Source organism: Kribbella lupini, from assembly GCF_039529595.1.
GTDB lineage: Bacteria > Actinomycetota > Actinomycetes > Propionibacteriales > Kribbellaceae > Kribbella > Kribbella lupini.
Genome location: NZ_BAAANC010000002.1, coordinates 2142216 through 2156961, shown reverse-complemented (window position 1 = coordinate 2156961; position 14746 = coordinate 2142216). Strand labels below are relative to the sequence as shown.

11 protein-coding genes and 1 tRNA gene are annotated in these 14746 nt (G+C 70.9%); 3 read left to right on the top strand and 9 right to left on the bottom strand.

Annotated features, from left to right (window positions below):
- Window positions 1-49 precede the first annotated feature (49 nt).
- The 6 genes from pknB to ABD235_RS23590 form a co-directional block, all read right to left on the bottom strand.
- Window positions 50-1921: a Stk1 family PASTA domain-containing Ser/Thr kinase gene (gene pknB / locus ABD235_RS23615; RefSeq protein WP_344177590.1), complete on the bottom strand. Its 1872-nt coding sequence runs from the start codon at window positions 1919-1921 to the stop codon at window positions 50-52.
- A 127-nt stretch (window positions 1922-2048) separates the two neighbouring features.
- Window positions 2049-3500: a peptidoglycan D,D-transpeptidase FtsI family protein gene (locus tag ABD235_RS23610; RefSeq protein WP_344177588.1), complete on the bottom strand. Its 1452-nt coding sequence runs from the start codon at window positions 3498-3500 to the stop codon at window positions 2049-2051.
- Window positions 3497-4903 carry an FtsW/RodA/SpoVE family cell cycle protein gene (locus ABD235_RS23605; protein WP_344177586.1) on the bottom strand — a complete coding sequence of 469 codons (1407 nt, stop codon included), beginning with the start codon at window positions 4901-4903 and terminating at the stop codon, window positions 3497-3499. The genes ABD235_RS23610 and ABD235_RS23605 overlap by 4 nt, the downstream gene beginning before the upstream one ends.
- Window positions 4900-6285: a PP2C family protein-serine/threonine phosphatase gene (locus ABD235_RS23600; protein WP_344177584.1), complete on the bottom strand. Its 1386-nt coding sequence runs from the start codon at window positions 6283-6285 to the stop codon at window positions 4900-4902. Before ABD235_RS23600 ends, ABD235_RS23605 begins: the two co-directional genes overlap by 4 nt.
- Window positions 6286-6295: 10 nt before the next feature.
- Entirely contained in the window at window positions 6296-6778 is a 483-nt protein-coding gene (locus tag ABD235_RS23595; protein ID WP_344177582.1) for an FHA domain-containing protein FhaB/FipA, read from the bottom strand.
- A gap of 10 nt (window positions 6779-6788) precedes the next feature.
- Window positions 6789-7610 (bottom strand): FHA domain-containing protein, encoded by an 822-nt coding sequence (locus tag ABD235_RS23590; RefSeq protein WP_344177580.1) that lies wholly within the window; start codon window positions 7608-7610, stop codon window positions 6789-6791.
- A 245-nt stretch (window positions 7611-7855) separates the two neighbouring features.
- On the opposite strand from ABD235_RS23590, the gene ABD235_RS23585 reads away from it, so the two are divergent.
- A tRNA-Leu gene (locus ABD235_RS23585) sits at window positions 7856-7939 on the top strand.
- A 105-nt stretch (window positions 7940-8044) separates the two neighbouring features.
- Here the strand turns inward: ABD235_RS23585 and ABD235_RS23580 are convergent.
- Entirely contained in the window at window positions 8045-8767 is a 723-nt protein-coding gene (locus tag ABD235_RS23580) for an alpha/beta fold hydrolase (RefSeq protein ID WP_344177578.1), read from the bottom strand.
- A gap of 106 nt (window positions 8768-8873) precedes the next feature.
- On the opposite strand from ABD235_RS23580, the gene ABD235_RS23575 reads away from it, so the two are divergent.
- Complete coding sequence (locus ABD235_RS23575) at window positions 8874-9455, top strand: TetR/AcrR family transcriptional regulator (RefSeq protein ID WP_344177576.1); 582 nt, start codon at window positions 8874-8876, stop codon at window positions 9453-9455.
- On the opposite strand, the gene ABD235_RS23570 is transcribed toward ABD235_RS23575, so the two are convergent.
- Window positions 9452-9640, bottom strand: a complete 189-nt coding sequence (locus tag ABD235_RS23570; protein ID WP_344177574.1) for a hypothetical protein — start codon at window positions 9638-9640, stop codon at window positions 9452-9454. The two genes, ABD235_RS23575 and ABD235_RS23570, sit on opposite strands and share 4 nt — an antisense overlap.
- 205 nt (window positions 9641-9845) lie before the next feature.
- Between ABD235_RS23570 and ABD235_RS23565 the strand changes: the two genes are divergently transcribed.
- Window positions 9846-10823, top strand: coding sequence for a helix-turn-helix domain-containing protein (locus ABD235_RS23565; protein ID WP_344177572.1), 978 nt, complete (start codon window positions 9846-9848; stop codon window positions 10821-10823).
- Window positions 10824-10866: 43 nt separating this feature from the next.
- Here ABD235_RS23565 and ABD235_RS23560 read toward each other — a convergent pair whose 3' ends face one another.
- A complete protein-coding gene (locus ABD235_RS23560; RefSeq protein ID WP_344177570.1) occupies window positions 10867-14553 on the bottom strand; it encodes a S8 family serine peptidase in 3687 nt (1228 codons plus the stop codon).
- Between the last annotated feature and the right edge of the window lie 193 nt (window positions 14554-14746).

Genomic DNA, 14746 nt, shown 5'->3' with positions numbered 1-14746 from the left:
AAGACCGCGGCACCCTCTCGGGGACCGCGGTCTTTCTGTTGTCCGAGTACTACGGCAGACGGCCCGAGGCCGCTCCGCCGCCGCCCGGGAGGCCGATGGTCGGCGGGTCGGTCGGGTCACCGGTCGGGTCGCCCGTGGGGTCGCCGGTGGGTGTGGTCGTCGGGGGGTCGGTCGGCTCGGTCGGGGCGACGGCGATGCGGATGATCACCTTGGTGCCCTTGTCCACCTTCGTACCCGGCGCGACGCTCTGCGAGACCACCGTGCCCTCGGGCTGGTTCGAGCCGGGCGGAGCGTTCTCGTAGCCGACGTTCAGCCCCGCCGCCTTCAGCGCGTTGCCCGCGTCGTCCTGGTTCTGCTTGGTGACGTCCGGGACGGTGACCTTCACCGATCCGCTGGACACCGTCAGCGTGAACACCTGGCCGCTCGGGTACTTGCCGCTCGGGTCCGGGTCCAAACCGAGCACGGTCCCCTTCGCGGCCTCGTCGTCGACCGTGTTCACCTTGTCGGCGACCTTGAAGTTCGCCGGCGGCGCCTCCAGCAGCTCGCGCGCCTCCTTCGTGGACTTGCCGACCACGTTCGGCACCGCGAACGACGTGGGTCCGCTGGACACCACCACCGAGACCGTCGAACCCTTGTCGGCCATCGTGCCGGCGGTCGGGTTCTGGCTGATGATCTGGTTCTTCGGGACGCTCGTGCTGGCGGCGCCGGTCGAGGTGACCTTCAGCCCCTGGGCGGTGAGCGCTGCCGTCGCTTCCGGCAGCGTCCTGCCCTTCACGTCCACCACGGCGACCTGGGTGACGTCCGGCGTCCCGTTGTTGTCCTTGTTCCCGTTGTTGATCAGCACGTAGACCAGCACCGCCACGGCGACGATCGCCAGGCCGAGCAGGAAGTACGCGAGTCCGCGGTTACGCCGGGCCCGCGCGGCCTCGGCCTCGTCCAGGCCGTCGTCGGGCGGGAGCAGGTCGTCGGACGGGGCCTGCCGGTACGCCTGGGTGGCCGCCATCGGCGCCGCCGCCGTGGCGGCCATCGCCCGGGTCTCCCCGACCGCTGCCATCGGCGCGGTCACCTGCTGTCCGGCGAGCACCCGGTGGATGTCCTGGCGCATCTCCGACGCGCTCTGGTAGCGCTCCTCGCGGCTCTTGGCCAGCGCCTTCAGCACGACCGCGTCGACCTCCGGCGGGATGTCGGGGTCGAAGGAGGACGGCGGGACCGGCTGCTCCCGGACGTGCTGGTAGGCCACCGAGACCGGTGACTCGCCGACGAACGGCGGCCGGCCGGTGAGCAGTTCGTACAGCAGACAGCCCGTCGAGTACAGGTCGGAGCGGGCGTCCACGGTCTCGCCGCGGGCCTGCTCGGGCGACAGGTACTGCGCGGTGCCGATCACGGCCGCGGTCTGGGTCATGTCCGAGGTGGTGTCGGCGACCGCGCGGGCGATGCCGAAGTCCATCACCTTGACCTGGCCCTGCGGGGTCAGCATCACGTTGCCGGGCTTGATGTCGCGGTGCACGATGCCGGCCCGGTGGCTGTAGTCGAGCGCCTCGAGCACGCCGGAGGTGATCTCCAGGGCGCGCTCGGGCATGATCTTGCGGCCTTCGCGGATCAGGTCGCGCAGCGTCTTGCCGGTGACGAGCTCCATCACGATGTACGGGATGGTGATGCCGGAGCCGTTCGGGTCCGGCTCCTCGCCGGTGTCGTAGACCGACACGATGGTCGGGTGGTTCAGCGAGGCCGCCGACTGCGCCTCGCGCCGGAATCTGGCCTGGAAGGTGGAGTCGCTGGCCAGGTCGACCCGGAGCCGCTTGATCGCGACGGACCGGCCGAGCCGGTTGTCGACGCCCCTGCGGACGTCGGCCATGCCTCCCCGTCCCAGCGGTTCGCCTTCCTCGTAGCGCCCGCCGACGAGACGTGCCTGCGATGTCATTGCTCTGCCTTCCAACCTGCGCGGATCGTTCCTGGCCACAACACGTGCAATTCGCCCACCGTAGCCAAAGCCACCGATGAACCCCCGCTGGTTCGACACACCGTGACGGCATCATTTCGCATCGTCGTCACCGGCCCAACACCGCCTCCATGACGTCCTTCGCGATCGGCGCGGCGAGTTTTCCGCCGGCGATGTCGTCGCGCGGGACATTGGCGTCCTCGATCATCACGGCGACCGCGACCTGCGGGTCGTCGGCCGGGGCGAACGCGGTGAACCAGGCGAACGGCGGCCGGTCCTTGGCGGTCTGCGCCGTACCGGTCTTGCCGGCCACCTGGACGCCGCTGATCTGGCCCGGCTTGCCGGTGCCGTTCTGGACCACGTCGACCATCATCTGGGTCAGCTGGCTCGCGACCTCCGGCGTGACCGCCTGGTGCAGCGACTCCGGCTTGGTCTCCGAGATCGTCTTCAGGTCCGCGGTCCGCACGTTCTGCACCAGGTACGGCTTCATCACGTCGCCCTGGTTGGCGATCCCGGCCGCCACCATCGCCATCTGCAGCGGCGTGGCCTGGACGTCGAACTGGCCGATCGCGGACTGCGCGACCTGCGGCGGGTTCGGGTCGGCCGGGAACTGGCTGGCGACCGCGCCCAGCTCGGGCAGCTGCCGCTCGGCGAAGCCGAACTTCTCGGCCTGCTCGCGCAGCGCGTCCGCGCCGAGGTCCAGGCCGACCGAGCCGAAGGCGGTGTTGCACGAGTTCCGCAGCGCGACCGTCAGCGTGGCGTTGTCGCTGCCACCGCAGTTGCGGCGGTTCTCGTTCACCAGCGGGGTGGTGGTCTGCGGCAGCTCCAGCTGGGCAGGAGAGCGGACCTTGGTCTCCGGGTTGTACCGGCCGCTGGACAGCGCCGCCGCGGCGGTCACCAGCTTGAACGTCGAGCCCGGCGGGTAGAGCTCGCGGACGGCCCGGTTCGACATCGGCTTGCTCGGGTCCTCGGTGAACTTCTTCCAGGACGCCCCGACCTTGTCCAGGTCGTGCGCGGCCAGCTCGTTCGGGTCGTACGACGGCCGCGAGACCAGCGCCAGGACCTTGCCGGTCTTCGGCTCGATCGCGACCACGGCCCCCTTCTTGCCGGCCAGTCCCTTGTACGCCGCGATCTGGGCCTTCGCGTTCAGCGTCAGCGAGACGGCCGCGCCCTGCTGCTTGCGGTTGGTGATCACGTCGACCACGCGGCGGAAGGCCAGCGACGGGTCGGAGCCGTTCAGCTGGGAGTTCTGGCTCAGCTCGATGCCGAGCCGGCCGTACAGGAACGAGTAGTACCCGGTCACCGGCGCGTAGACGGGACCGACGGCGTACTCGCGCTGGAACTCGAACCGGTCGTTGGACGGCTTGGACTCCGCGACCGGCGTGTTGCCGATCAGGATCGGGCCGCGGTCGATCGAGAACTGCGCGTCGCGGACCCGCCGGTTGTCGTTGCGGCCGTTGATCTCGTTCGCCTTGAACGCCTGCAGGTACGTCGAGTTCGCCATCAGCGCGAGCATCAGGACGATCGCGGCCACGGCGAGCCGCCGGATTGCTGAGTTCACTGCTTCTGCACCGCCATCGCGATCGTCTCGTCGGACACCGGCGCCGCGGGGGTCTGCGGCCGGCGGGCCTGGTCGCTGATCCGCAGCACCAGCGCGATGATCGCCCAGTTCGCGATCAGCGCCGTACCGCCCAGGGCCATGAACGGCGTGGCCAGACCGGTCAGCGGGATCAGCCCGGTGACGCCACCGACGATCACGAACACCTGCAGCGCGAACGACATCGCCAGGCCGGTCGCGAGCAGCTTGCCGAAGATGTCCCGGCAGCCGAGCGCCGTGCGCAGGCCGCGCTCGATGATCAGCGTGTAGACCAGGATGATCGCGATCAGCCCGGTCAGGCCGAGCTCCTCGCCGAACGAGGAGATGATGAAGTCGCTCTGGCCGTAGAAGCGCAGCGGCGCGATCTCCGGCCGGCCCTGGCCGAGGCCGCGGCCGAGCAGCCCGCCCCAGGCCTGGCCCATCAGCGCGGTCGAGACCTGACCGCCGACCTCGTGGAACGGGTGCAGCCAGTCGGCGACCCGCTTCTGCACGTGGCCGAAGGTCTGCGCGGCGAAGAACGCGCCGCCGGCGAACAGCAGGCCACCGATGATCAGCCAGCCGGCCCGTTCGGTCGCGACGTACAGCAGGAACAGGAACAGGCCGAAGAACAGCAGTGAGGAGCCGAGGTCCTTCTCGAAGATCAGGACGCCGAGGCTGACGCCCCAGGCGATCAGGATCGGGCCGAGGTCGCGGGCCCGGGGCAGGTCGAGACCGAGGAACCGGTGCCCGGCCAGGGTCAGCACGTCGCGCTTCACCACCAGGTACCCGGCGAAGAAGATCACCAGGCAGAGCTTCGCGAACTCACCCGGCTGGAACGACATCCCGGCCAGGCGGATCCAGATCTTGGCGCCGTTGATGTCCGCGCCGAGGCCGGGGATCAGCGGCAGCACCAGCAGCACCAGACCGACCAGGCCGGCGGTGTAGGTGAACGCCTGCAGGCGGCGGTGGTCCCGGACGACCAGGATCACCACCAGGAACAAGATGATGCCGACGGCCGTCCAGGTGATCTGCTGCGGCGCCGCCGGTCCGCGCGGCTTGGTGCCGGCGGCTTCGGCGGCGGCCTGCAGGCCGAGGTCGACGCGGTGGATCATCGCCACGCCGAGCCCGTTCAGCAGGACGGCGCAGGGCAGGATCACCGGGTCGGCGTACGGCGCGCGGTACCGCAGCGCCATGTGGGCGATCAGCGCGAGCAGGCCGATCCCGGCGGCGTAGTACCCGGTACTGGCCGGGATCTTGTTCTGCACGGTCAGGCCGATGTTGACGTACGCCGCGACCGACACCGCGATCGCGATGATCAGCAGCATCAGCTCCACCCCGCGGCGGGTCCGCGGGATGATCTGGATGACCGACGTGGAGGCGATGCTCATCGGACCCCGTCACAGTCGTCCGGGCCGGCCGCGCCGTCGCCGGGCGTCGCCGGGGTCGAAGCGGGCGTGCTGGCCGGGGGCTTCGCCGGAGTGGTCGCCGGCGGCTTGCCACTGGCCGGCGGCGTGGTCGGCCGCGGCGTCGGGGTCGGCGGCTTCTGCTGCGCGGCGCACTCGTCGGCCGCGCGCTGCAGCTCGGCGACGATCTCCTGCGCCGCGGCGAGGTCGCCGGCCTGGATGTTGCCCTCGACCTGCTCGCGGTTGTACGTCGGCAGCTTGTCGACCTGCAGCGTCTTCTGCTCGTACACCCTGGTCAGCGTGAGGCCCGGGATCTGCTCGTCGACGCCCTTGAAGATCGCCACGTAGTCGCCGTCGGTGCCGACGTAGTACTGCTTCTGGGTCCAGCTGTAGGCGAACCAGCCGCCGCCGACGATGATCGCCAGGACGACGACCAGGACGCCGAGCCGGCGCAGCCAGAGGAACCGCTTCGGCGGGCGCGGGGCGTACCGCAACTCCTCGGGGTCGACGTGGCCGCCGGCGCCGCCGCCCTCGCCGTCCCCGCCGGTCGCGGCGCGGACGACCATGGTGTGCTCGCCGCCCGACCCGCCCTGGGCGAGCTCGGCCGCGGCACCGACCAGTTGGGCGCTGGAGCCGCTGGCCGGGTCGGTCTCGACCACGTCGGCGACGACGCAGGTGACGTTGTCGTTCGAGCCGGCCTCGAGCGCGTGCGTGATCAGGTCGACGACGACCGAGTCCGGCGTACCGTCGGCCATCGCGGCCGAGATGACGTCGTCGCTGACGTAGTCCGGCAGGCCGTCGCTGCACAGCAGCAGCCGGTCGCCGGCCTGGACGTCGAGGATCTGCAGGTCCGGGTCGGAGTCGGGGCGGCCGTCCAGCACCCGGAGGATCAGGTTCCGGTGCGGGTGGGTGAAGGCCTCCTCCTGGGAGATCCGGCCCTCGTCGACCAGCGACTGGACGAACGTGTGGTCGTGGCTGAGCTGCTGCAGGCGGCCGTCGCGCATCCGGTAGGCGCGCGAGTCGCCGAGATGGGCCAGGCCGAGCTGCTGCCCGTCGAACATCAGCGCGGTCACGGTGGAGCCCATGCCCTCGCGCTCGGGGTCCTCCTCGACCAGCTCCGAGAGCCGCTCGTTGGCGCGGTGCACGGCGCCGGCCAGCGCCTCGATCATGTCCTCGCCGGTGATCGTCGCGGTGTCCAGCCGGCGGATCACCTGGACGGCGGCCGCGCTGGCCACCTCACCGGCGGCCGCGCCGCCCATTCCGTCGGCGAGCAGCAGCAGGTGCGGACCGGCGTACGCGGAGTCCTCGTTGTTGCGGCGGACCCGTCCGACGTCGGACAGTGCTGCGTAGTCGAGCGACAAGGTCATGGACTCAGGCCTACTTCGCGATGTTCAACGTCGTCCGGCCGATCCGGATCGAGCCGCCGATCTCGGCGGGGACCGGGCGGGTGACCCGCTGGCCGTCCAGGTAGGTGCCGTTGGTGGACCCCAGGTCCTCGACCCACCACTGGCCCTCGGACAGGAACAGCCGGGAGTGCCGGGTGGAGGAGTAGTCGTCGTCGAGGCGGATCTGGCAGTCCGAGCCGCGGCCGATCACGACCGGCTCCTCGTGCAGGGTCGCGCCGACCCCGGCCTGCGGACCGTCGGCGATGGTCACCGAACCGGGCAGGCCCTTCTTCTTCTTGCTCGGTTTGACCGGTTTCGGGGTCCGTCCGGCCGCCGGCGCCGCCGGGGCCAGCGCACGGCTGTCCACCTTGGCGCCGAACAGGTCCGAGCGGATCACGGACAGCACCGCCAGGACGAACATCCACAGCAGGGCCAGGAACCCCAGTTTGATCAGGGTCAGCGTCAGTTCCGACATGAAAGTCCGGTCACCACCCGCTGCTCGGCGGCTGGGCGATCGGCTCGTCCGCCAGGCGCAGCGTCATCGTCGTGTTCCCGATCCGTACGGTCGATCCGTCGACCAGGTCGGCCTCCGCGGCGCGGCGGCCGTTCACCAGCGTGCCGTTGGTGGAACCCAGGTCGACCAGCACCACGCGCACCCCGCCGGGGCCTTCCGGCATCAGCCGGATCTCGGCGTGCCGGCGGGAGACGCCCGGGTCGTTGATCTGGATGTCCGCGTCGGTGCCGCGGCCGAGCACGACGCCGGGCGGGTTCACCGGGCGGCGGCGGCCGTTCACCTCGAGCATCACCTGCGGGTGACCGCGGCGGATCGGCGCCGGCGCCGGGGGCGGCGGAGGCGCGCTCTGCATCACGGTCTCGCCGCCGTACGGGTCGGCGTACTCCTGCGGCGGCGGGGGCGGCTGGGGACGGGAGCGCTGCGCCCCGACCGTCTGGCTGACGACGCGGAACTTGCCGGTCGGCAGGTCGTCCTGCTGGGTCAACTCGATCTCGATCGGTCCGGAGAAGGTGTAGCGCTGGATGTCCGCGTGGTCGCGGAGTTCGTTCGCGAGCTCGTGGTTCAGCGTGCGGCCGTAGGCGTTCAGCCGCTCGAAGTCCTCCGGGCCGAGCTCGACGGTGAAGTGGTTCGGCACCAGCCGGCGGTCCCGGGACAGGATCCGGGCGGTGTTGTCGATCTCGCGTTTGAGCGCGGCGGCGAGCTCGATCGGCTCGACGTCGCCCTTGAACGCGCGCGCGAAGACACCGCTCACGATGCCCTCCAGGCGCCGTTCGAAGCGCTGCAGCGGTCGCACGCGTCCTCCTCCACGTCGGTCGTCGGCTGGCGCCAGGTCAGCACCAACGATCGTGCTTGCCGTCCGGCGCCATGGGCAGGCACGCCGTACGTCGTGGCCTCCGAGCTGGCGGTGGCCACACCCGGTACGACGATCGATCGTATCGGGAGGTTCGACCCAACCCGCAATGCAAGAGTCGGTCAGAAGGCATGCTAGTGTTTTCCCTCGGTTGGGGATGGCGCTTCGACAGGCCGGAAACAGCCAGCGCGCGGGTGGCGGAATAGGCAGACGCGCACGGTTCAGGTCCGTGTGCCCGAAAGGGCGTGGGGGTTCAACTCCCCCCTCGCGCACAAGCAGTACCGAAGTCCCGGTCTCACCCGACCGGGACTTTTTGTTTGCCCGGGACCACCGGTCTCCGGGCCTCGTCGGCGCGAGAGCTGTGTCACATTCGCGGATCAGCCGAGCTTCAGCAGCAACTCCGCGAGTTCGCCCGGCGCGGTGATCATGCAGTCGTGCCCGGTGGCCAACTCCCACACCTGTGACGGGCTGCCGTCGGGTTGCACCGCCGGCACGGGACGCCGTTCGAAGCCCTCCGGCTTCACGGTGCAGTGGATGTGGGTCCGCGGAATCTTGTGCACGTCAGGGTTGTCCAGCCGGACCGGTTGCTGCAGGCATCGCACCGGTTGGTCCGACAGCATCGTGCGCAACCAGGCGACGTCGTCCGGATCCGTGACCCCGAACAGGCCCAGTGGCGCCGGCAGTTCGGGCATCGGTGGAACGCGCCAGCCACTGCCGGACGACGTGGCGAGGTCGATCATGACCTGTGTCACGGGGAGGACGTCGACCGCGCTCTCGCCGTCCTCAGGGACCATCGCGTCGAGATAGACCAGCTCGGCGATCCGGTCCGGAAGCTGGTTGGCCACGGACGAGATGACCAGCCCGGCGTAGCTGTGTCCGACGAGCACCACCTCCGTCAGGTCCTCCTCGAGGATCAGCCCGACGATGTCGTCGACGTGCGTGTCGAGCCCGACCTCGGGGCCCAGCAGGTGCGCCTTGTCGCCGTAGCCGGTCAGCGACGGCGTGAAGACCTGGTGCCCGGCCGAGGCGAGCCACGGCACCACCCGCTCCCAGCACTGTCCGTTGTGCCAGGCGCCGTGCACCAGCAGATAGGTCGACATGGTTGTGCTCCGATCGTGGTCGCTGCCTCCCGACTTAAACGGGACGCTGTCCCGCTTCACGATATGGGACACTGTCCCGGTTAGCAATCACGGGTCTGGAGGCGCGGTGGACGGCATCGAACCGGCGGGTCAGCGCGTCCGCCCGAAACGCGCGGACGCGCGGCGCAACGAGCAGACGCTGCTCGACGCGGCCGCCGCGGTGTTCGTCACCTCGGGCGTGGAGGCGCCGATCCGCGACATCGCGGCCGAGGCCGGCGTCGGGACCGCCACGATCTATCGCCACTTCCCCACCCGGGCGGACCTGATCGTCGCCGTGTACCGGCACCAGGTCGAGAGCCTCGCCGCGGCCGGGCCGGCGTTGCTGAAGACCAGCGCGACGCCGTACGCCGCGCTGGAGCGCTGGATCGACCAGTTCGTCGACTTCGTCGTCACCAAGCAGGGCCTCGCCGCCGTACTGCAGTCCGACGATCCCTGTTACGACCCCCTGCACTCGTACTTCCTCGAGCGGCTCGTGCCTGTCTGCACCGAACTCCTCGAGACCGCGGCCGGCGCCGGCGAGATCCGGGCCGGGCAGGACGCGTCCGAGCTGATGCGCGGCGTCGGCGGCCTCTGCGCGGGAGCCGGCAACAATCCCCGGTACGACGCCCGCCGGCTGGTCGGCCTCCTGATCGCGGGGCTGCGCCGCTAGCGGAAGATCCGCTGCAGCTTGCCTCCCGACGTGGCCCGGTGGCGGGCCGGGCGGGGTTCGGTGCCGGGGGCGGAGTGGCGGGGGTCGCCGCGGTGAGGGGTGGTGTTGGCGCCCAGGAGCATCCAGGCGGCGAGGACGGCGGCGGCAACCAGGCCGAGGATTCCGGCGAAGTCGGTGACAGTCATGGGGATCTCTCTTCACGGGCTCGGGCGGGGAGCGGCTGGCGGTACACCGGTAGTGACGGCGTCCTGACCGAAACGTGATGGCACTCTCGTGCCAGGAGTGCCAGGCGGCCGATGTGGCCCAGCAGTGCCGGATGGAAGCCGCCCTGCTCGCCACTGCGCCGTACGGCCTGCTTAGGTTGTGCTTCGAGCACGGGAGGTGGGGCGGATGCAGGACAACGCGTTGCTGGACGCCCGGGAAGAACAGGCGTACCGGTTGCTGGTCGGTCTGTCGGTCGCGCGGGCCGCTGAGCTCGCCGAGGTCGCGGAGCTGCCGCAGCAGGAGGTCGACGAGCTGCTACAGCGGCTGCAGGCGAAGGGGCTGGTCGCCGTACTGCCGGGCGACGACCCGGTGTTCCGGCCGCTGCCTCCCGACGTGGCCCTCGGCATGACGCTGTTGCGCCGCCAGGAGTCGCTGGAGTCGGCCCGGAAGACCGTCGCGTCGCTGAGCGAGGAGTTCCGGGCCAGTGCGAGCCGGCGGGACGCCCACCACCTGGTCGAGGTGATCGTCGGTGCGGACGCGCTGCGGGACCGCCTGCGCGACCTGCAGGAGTCGGCGCGGGAGGAGATCCTCTGGTTCTGCCGGGCCAACCCGCTGGCCATGCAGGGCGCCGAGAACACCGAGGAGTACGGCGCACTGAGCCGCGGCGTGCGCTACCGGGCCATCTACGAGCGGGCCCTGCTGGAGACGCCGGGCGAGCTGGACACCATCGCCGAGGGCATCGGCTGGGGTGAAGAGGCCCGGACGCTGCCGACCCTTCCGGTCCGGCTGGCCATCGTGGACCGGGCGACGGCGATCTGCCCGCTGGTCCGCGACGACGAGGCGGCGATCGGTGAGCCGACCGCGGCGATCATCGGTCGCGGCCAGCTGCTGGACGCGTTGCTGGCGCTGTTCGAGAGCCACTGGGAGGCGGCGACGCCGGTCAAGCTCCAGCCGGACGAGGCGGAGGAGGGCGAAGGGCTGGACGGCTCCGAGCGCTTCCTGCTGTCACTGATGGTGGCCGGCGTACCGGACAAGTCGATCGCGTCGCAGCTCGGCATCAGCCGTCGTACGGTCCAGCGCCGGCTCGACCGGATGATGGTCCTGGCCGGCGTGGACACCCGCACCGGCCTCGCCTACCAGGCGGCCAAGCGCAAGTGGTTGTAGCGGTGCGGCCCGGACAGCTCAGCTGTCCGGGCCGCACCCACTGCTACTTCAGCCCGTAGGCCCGGATCACCGTCTGGGTGACCTTGTTGCCGGCGTTGTCCGCCGCGGAGACCCGCAGCGAGACAGTGCCCTTGCCGGCCGGTACGACGGCGACGTAGTGGCCGAAGGCACCGACAGCGACGATCCGCCGCCAGCTCTTGCCCTCGTCGAACGACACCTCGGCCTGCAGCGACGTCGTCCGCGCCGCCGGAGCCCCGGCCTGCTGCTGCACGGTGAAGCCCACGACGTGGGTCCGAGCGGGCACCCGCCCGGTCAGGTCGGTCGGCACGTCGTACCCGACCTGCAGCAACGGCAGTGCGGTCGCCTTGTCCTCAGCGGCCTTCTTCGACCGGAAGTCCCACGCGGTCTGGGTCCTGGTCGCCCAGTTCCACTCGCCTTCGGTGTCCTGCCGCTCGGTCGCCAGCTCCAGCCGGTACGACGCGTCGCCGCTGGTGGTGGTGACGTCCTGCCAGGCGTCCGGCAGCTCGGCCACGACAGCGCCGTTGCGCTTGAGCACGGCGGACGAGGAGGTGGTCTCGCCGAGCGTGTAGTGCCCGGCCGCGTCGACGAACGCCGGCACCCGCAGCGAGAACCGGTCGGCGGTCCGCGTCGATACCACACCCGGCGCGGCCGCCGGACGGACCACCGGCTCGAACCAGGTCTCGCTGGACGAACCGGTCTTGTAGCTGCGCGGCACCGAGGTCATACCGCCCCGCAGCGGGTTCATCGTGTCCCACGTGTAGAGGTGGTGCACCCGGTGCTGCCAGAGCGTGTCGCCCGAGCTGACCCACTCCTCGCGGACCTTCGGCGTCTCGACGAAACGCTGCGAGTCGTTCCAGGAGTAGTCCTGCCAGGGACGCCAGCCGAAGCGCTGCTCCTTGGCCCAGGTGAAGCCGCCGTTGTCGGCGTACGACGTGTTGATCCGGGCGCTGTTCGCGGCGGTCACGTGGTAGTCGATCTTGGCCGGGATCTGGTTCTTCGAGACCTGGAACACGTCGTACAGGTATGGGCTCGAGGTGGTCAGGGTCAGGTCGATCGTCGCGCGACCGGCCTTGGCGCGGGCGACCAGCTTCGCGCCGTCGCGCGCGGTGGTGACCATCGCCGGGATCGGCTCACGATCGCCGACCGGGCGCCAGACCGTCCACGCCGACCAGTCGGCCGGCCGGTACAGGATGACGCCGGCCGCACCGGCCTTCGCCGCCGCCGCGATCTGGTCCTGCTCACTGCCGTTGCCCCAGCCGTCCTCGCTGGACGGGAGGACGGCGACAGCTCCCTTGACCCCCTTCAGATCAGGGCCGGGGGCAACGAGGCTGAACCGCTTCTTGCCCTCGTACGACGGCGACTGGTGCAGGAGGTTGATGTCCAGCGGACCGGAGACACCCGGCACCGACGCCTGGACCAGCGGAGCGACCAACTGCCAGCGGGACGCGAACTCGAAGCTGCCGCTCTGGACCGGCTTGGTCGGCGTGACCAGCACCTGGCTGACCGTGCTGAAGTGCATCACGCCGTGGGTGATCTTGCGGCCGTTCGGGTACTCGCGGTGCACGTAGTAGCTCAGCACCGCCTGCTGCTCCGACGGCTTCGGCGTGTGGATCGTGATCGGCGCCGCCGTGCGGGCGTCCACGACGATCTCGCGGTCACCGGTCACCACGATGTTCGGGTCGGTGATCAGGACGGCCTTCTCGGTCTGCTCCTCGCGCGACTCCACCAACCCGTGCATCAGGTACGTGCCCTCCTCGACCTCGGCCGTGAAGGTCCCGCCCTCGTCGACCCAGCCGAGCGCGTCCGAGCGTGCGTTGTCGCCGTAAAGCGAGACCACCGGAAGACCGGTCGGCTGACCGTTCAGGTCGATGCCGCGGAAGGTGACCTTGTGCTTCGGGCCCGACTTGAGCGTGCCGACCGCGGTCCGCACGCTGACGTTGCCGGCGCCGGTGGCGACGATCCAGCCGCTGAACAGGCCGCGGTCCAGCTTCGCCGGGTCTAGCGCCAGCGGTACGTCGGTCGAGCCGCCGGCCGGGACCGTCACGGTCGCCGGTACGCCGAACGCGTCGGTCTCCGGCTGGTGGGTGTCGAGGTTGTCCACGTCGACGGCCAGGTTCAGCGTGATCGGCGCGGTGGTGTCGTTGCGGTACGTGATGGTCCGCGTGGTCGCGCTGCTGCCGGTCACGGTCAGGCCGAAGTCGGCGACGCCGGTCGCGTCGACCTTCTGCGCGACCGCCCGGGCGAGGTCGACCCGGCCGGTGCCCTGGGCGTAGACGCTCAGGTCGGGGGTGGTCTTCGCCGTACTGGTCAGCGCGTCCTTGAGCCGGTCGGCCTTCCAGTCCGGGTGCTGCTGCGCGAGCAGCGCCGCGGCACCGGCGACGTGCGGCGTCGCCATCGACGTACCGGAAGCGGCGGTGTAGAGCTCGTCGAGCGGCTGGCCCATCGCCGTACCGGCCGCGCGGGCGGCGACGATGTCCACGCCCGGCGCGGTGATCTCGGGCTTCAGGCCGGAGTCGCCGACCCGCGGGCCACGGCTGGAGAAGTCCGCGAGCGCGTCGTTGCGGTCGACCGCGCCGACGGTGAGCGCGGCCGCGGCCGCACCCGGGGACCCGACCGACTCGTCCGCGCCGTCGTTGCCGGCGGCGACGACGAACAGGGTGCCGGACGCCGCGGTGATGTCGTTGACGGCCTGGCTGAGCGGGTCGGTGCCGTCGGTGGGGCCACCACCCAGGCTCATGTTGACCACCTTGGCGCCCTCGGCGGCGGCCCACTCCATCCCGGCGATGATCCAGGACTCGTAGCCGGAGCCGTCGTCGCCGAGCACCTTGCCGACCAGCAGGTCGGCCTTCGGCGCGACACCCTTGCGGGTCCCGCCGGCGCCCGCGCCGGTCCCGGCGATCGTCGCCGCGACGTGCGTGCCGTGACCGAAGTGGTCCTCGGTGCCGGTCGGGCTGGTGGAGAAGTCCTCGGCCTTCTGCACCTTGCCGACCAGGTCGGGGTGGTTGGCGTCGACGCCGGTGTCCAGGACGGCGACCTCGACGCCGGTGCCCTCGTACCCGGCCTGCCAGGCGGCCGGCGCACCGATCTGCGGCACGCTCTTGTCCAGCACCGGCTTGACCTTGCCGTCGAGCCAGATCTTGGCGACGCCCTGGTCGAGGGTGCGAGCGGTGTGCGAGGCGGGCTTGAGCGAGTTCCACAGGGCGGGCAGTTCCGCCTTGGAGGCGGTGACGGCCGCGCCGCCGATGGACGCGAGCGGGCGGGCGTCCGTCGTACCGGTCAGGGACTGGACGCGGGCGCCGCCGGTGTAGCGGACGATCAGCGGCAGGCTCTGCGTGGCCGCGTCGCCGAAGCCGGCGGCGAGCAGCTCGTCGACGTCGAACAGGTCGGCGTCGACCATGCCGGAGGCGACGTACGGGACGACGTCGCTCGGCAGGACCCGCAGGCCGCCGTCGACCTCGACGGTGTGGAACGCGATCTGTTCGCGGCCGGGGGCGGGCTGCACGACGGCGGCCTTCTTGCCGGCGCCGGCGTCGGTCACGTCGACGACGTCACCGGTGATCAGCGTGACCTTCTGCGACGTGCCCGCCTGGGCGGCGGTGGCCGGGGCGGCCGACGGGCCCGGGGGTGCCGCGGTAGCGGTCAGGCTCGACGTGGTGGCCAGCGCGAGTGCGGCCGCGAGGATGGCGGCGCGACGCTTGCTTGAGGACATGAGCGGACTCCTTCGAGAGGCTAGGGGCAGGCACCTCGTGCTCAGGAGTCTGCGGTGCGCCGCCGCCTTTGCGCCCTGTCCATCTCTGCCCTTCCTGTGACATGGCGCATGCGCGCCACCAACGGTGTAACGCAGCGTTCACGAGACATGTCCGGGTGATGTGCTGTGCGCGACGGTGGCCGGGGTGCAGGAT

Coding starts and splice junctions, on each gene's coding strand:
- ABD235_RS23560 (WP_344177570.1), bottom strand. CDS start 14,553: ATGTCCTCAAGCAAGCGTCGCGCCGCCATCCTCGCGGCCGCACTCGCG.
- ABD235_RS23600 (WP_344177584.1), bottom strand. CDS start 6,285: ATGACCTTGTCGCTCGACTACGCAGCACTGTCCGACGTCGGACGGGTC.
- ABD235_RS23570 (WP_344177574.1), bottom strand. CDS start 9,640: ATGACTGTCACCGACTTCGCCGGAATCCTCGGCCTGGTTGCCGCCGCC.
- ABD235_RS23595 (WP_344177582.1), bottom strand. CDS start 6,778: ATGTCGGAACTGACGCTGACCCTGATCAAACTGGGGTTCCTGGCCCTG.
- pknB (WP_344177590.1), bottom strand. CDS start 1,921: ATGACATCGCAGGCACGTCTCGTCGGCGGGCGCTACGAGGAAGGCGAA.
- ABD235_RS23580 (WP_344177578.1), bottom strand. CDS start 8,767: ATGTCGACCTATCTGCTGGTGCACGGCGCCTGGCACAACGGACAGTGC.
- ABD235_RS23565 (WP_344177572.1), top strand. CDS start 9,846: ATGCAGGACAACGCGTTGCTGGACGCCCGGGAAGAACAGGCGTACCGG.
- ABD235_RS23605 (WP_344177586.1), bottom strand. CDS start 4,903: ATGAGCATCGCCTCCACGTCGGTCATCCAGATCATCCCGCGGACCCGC.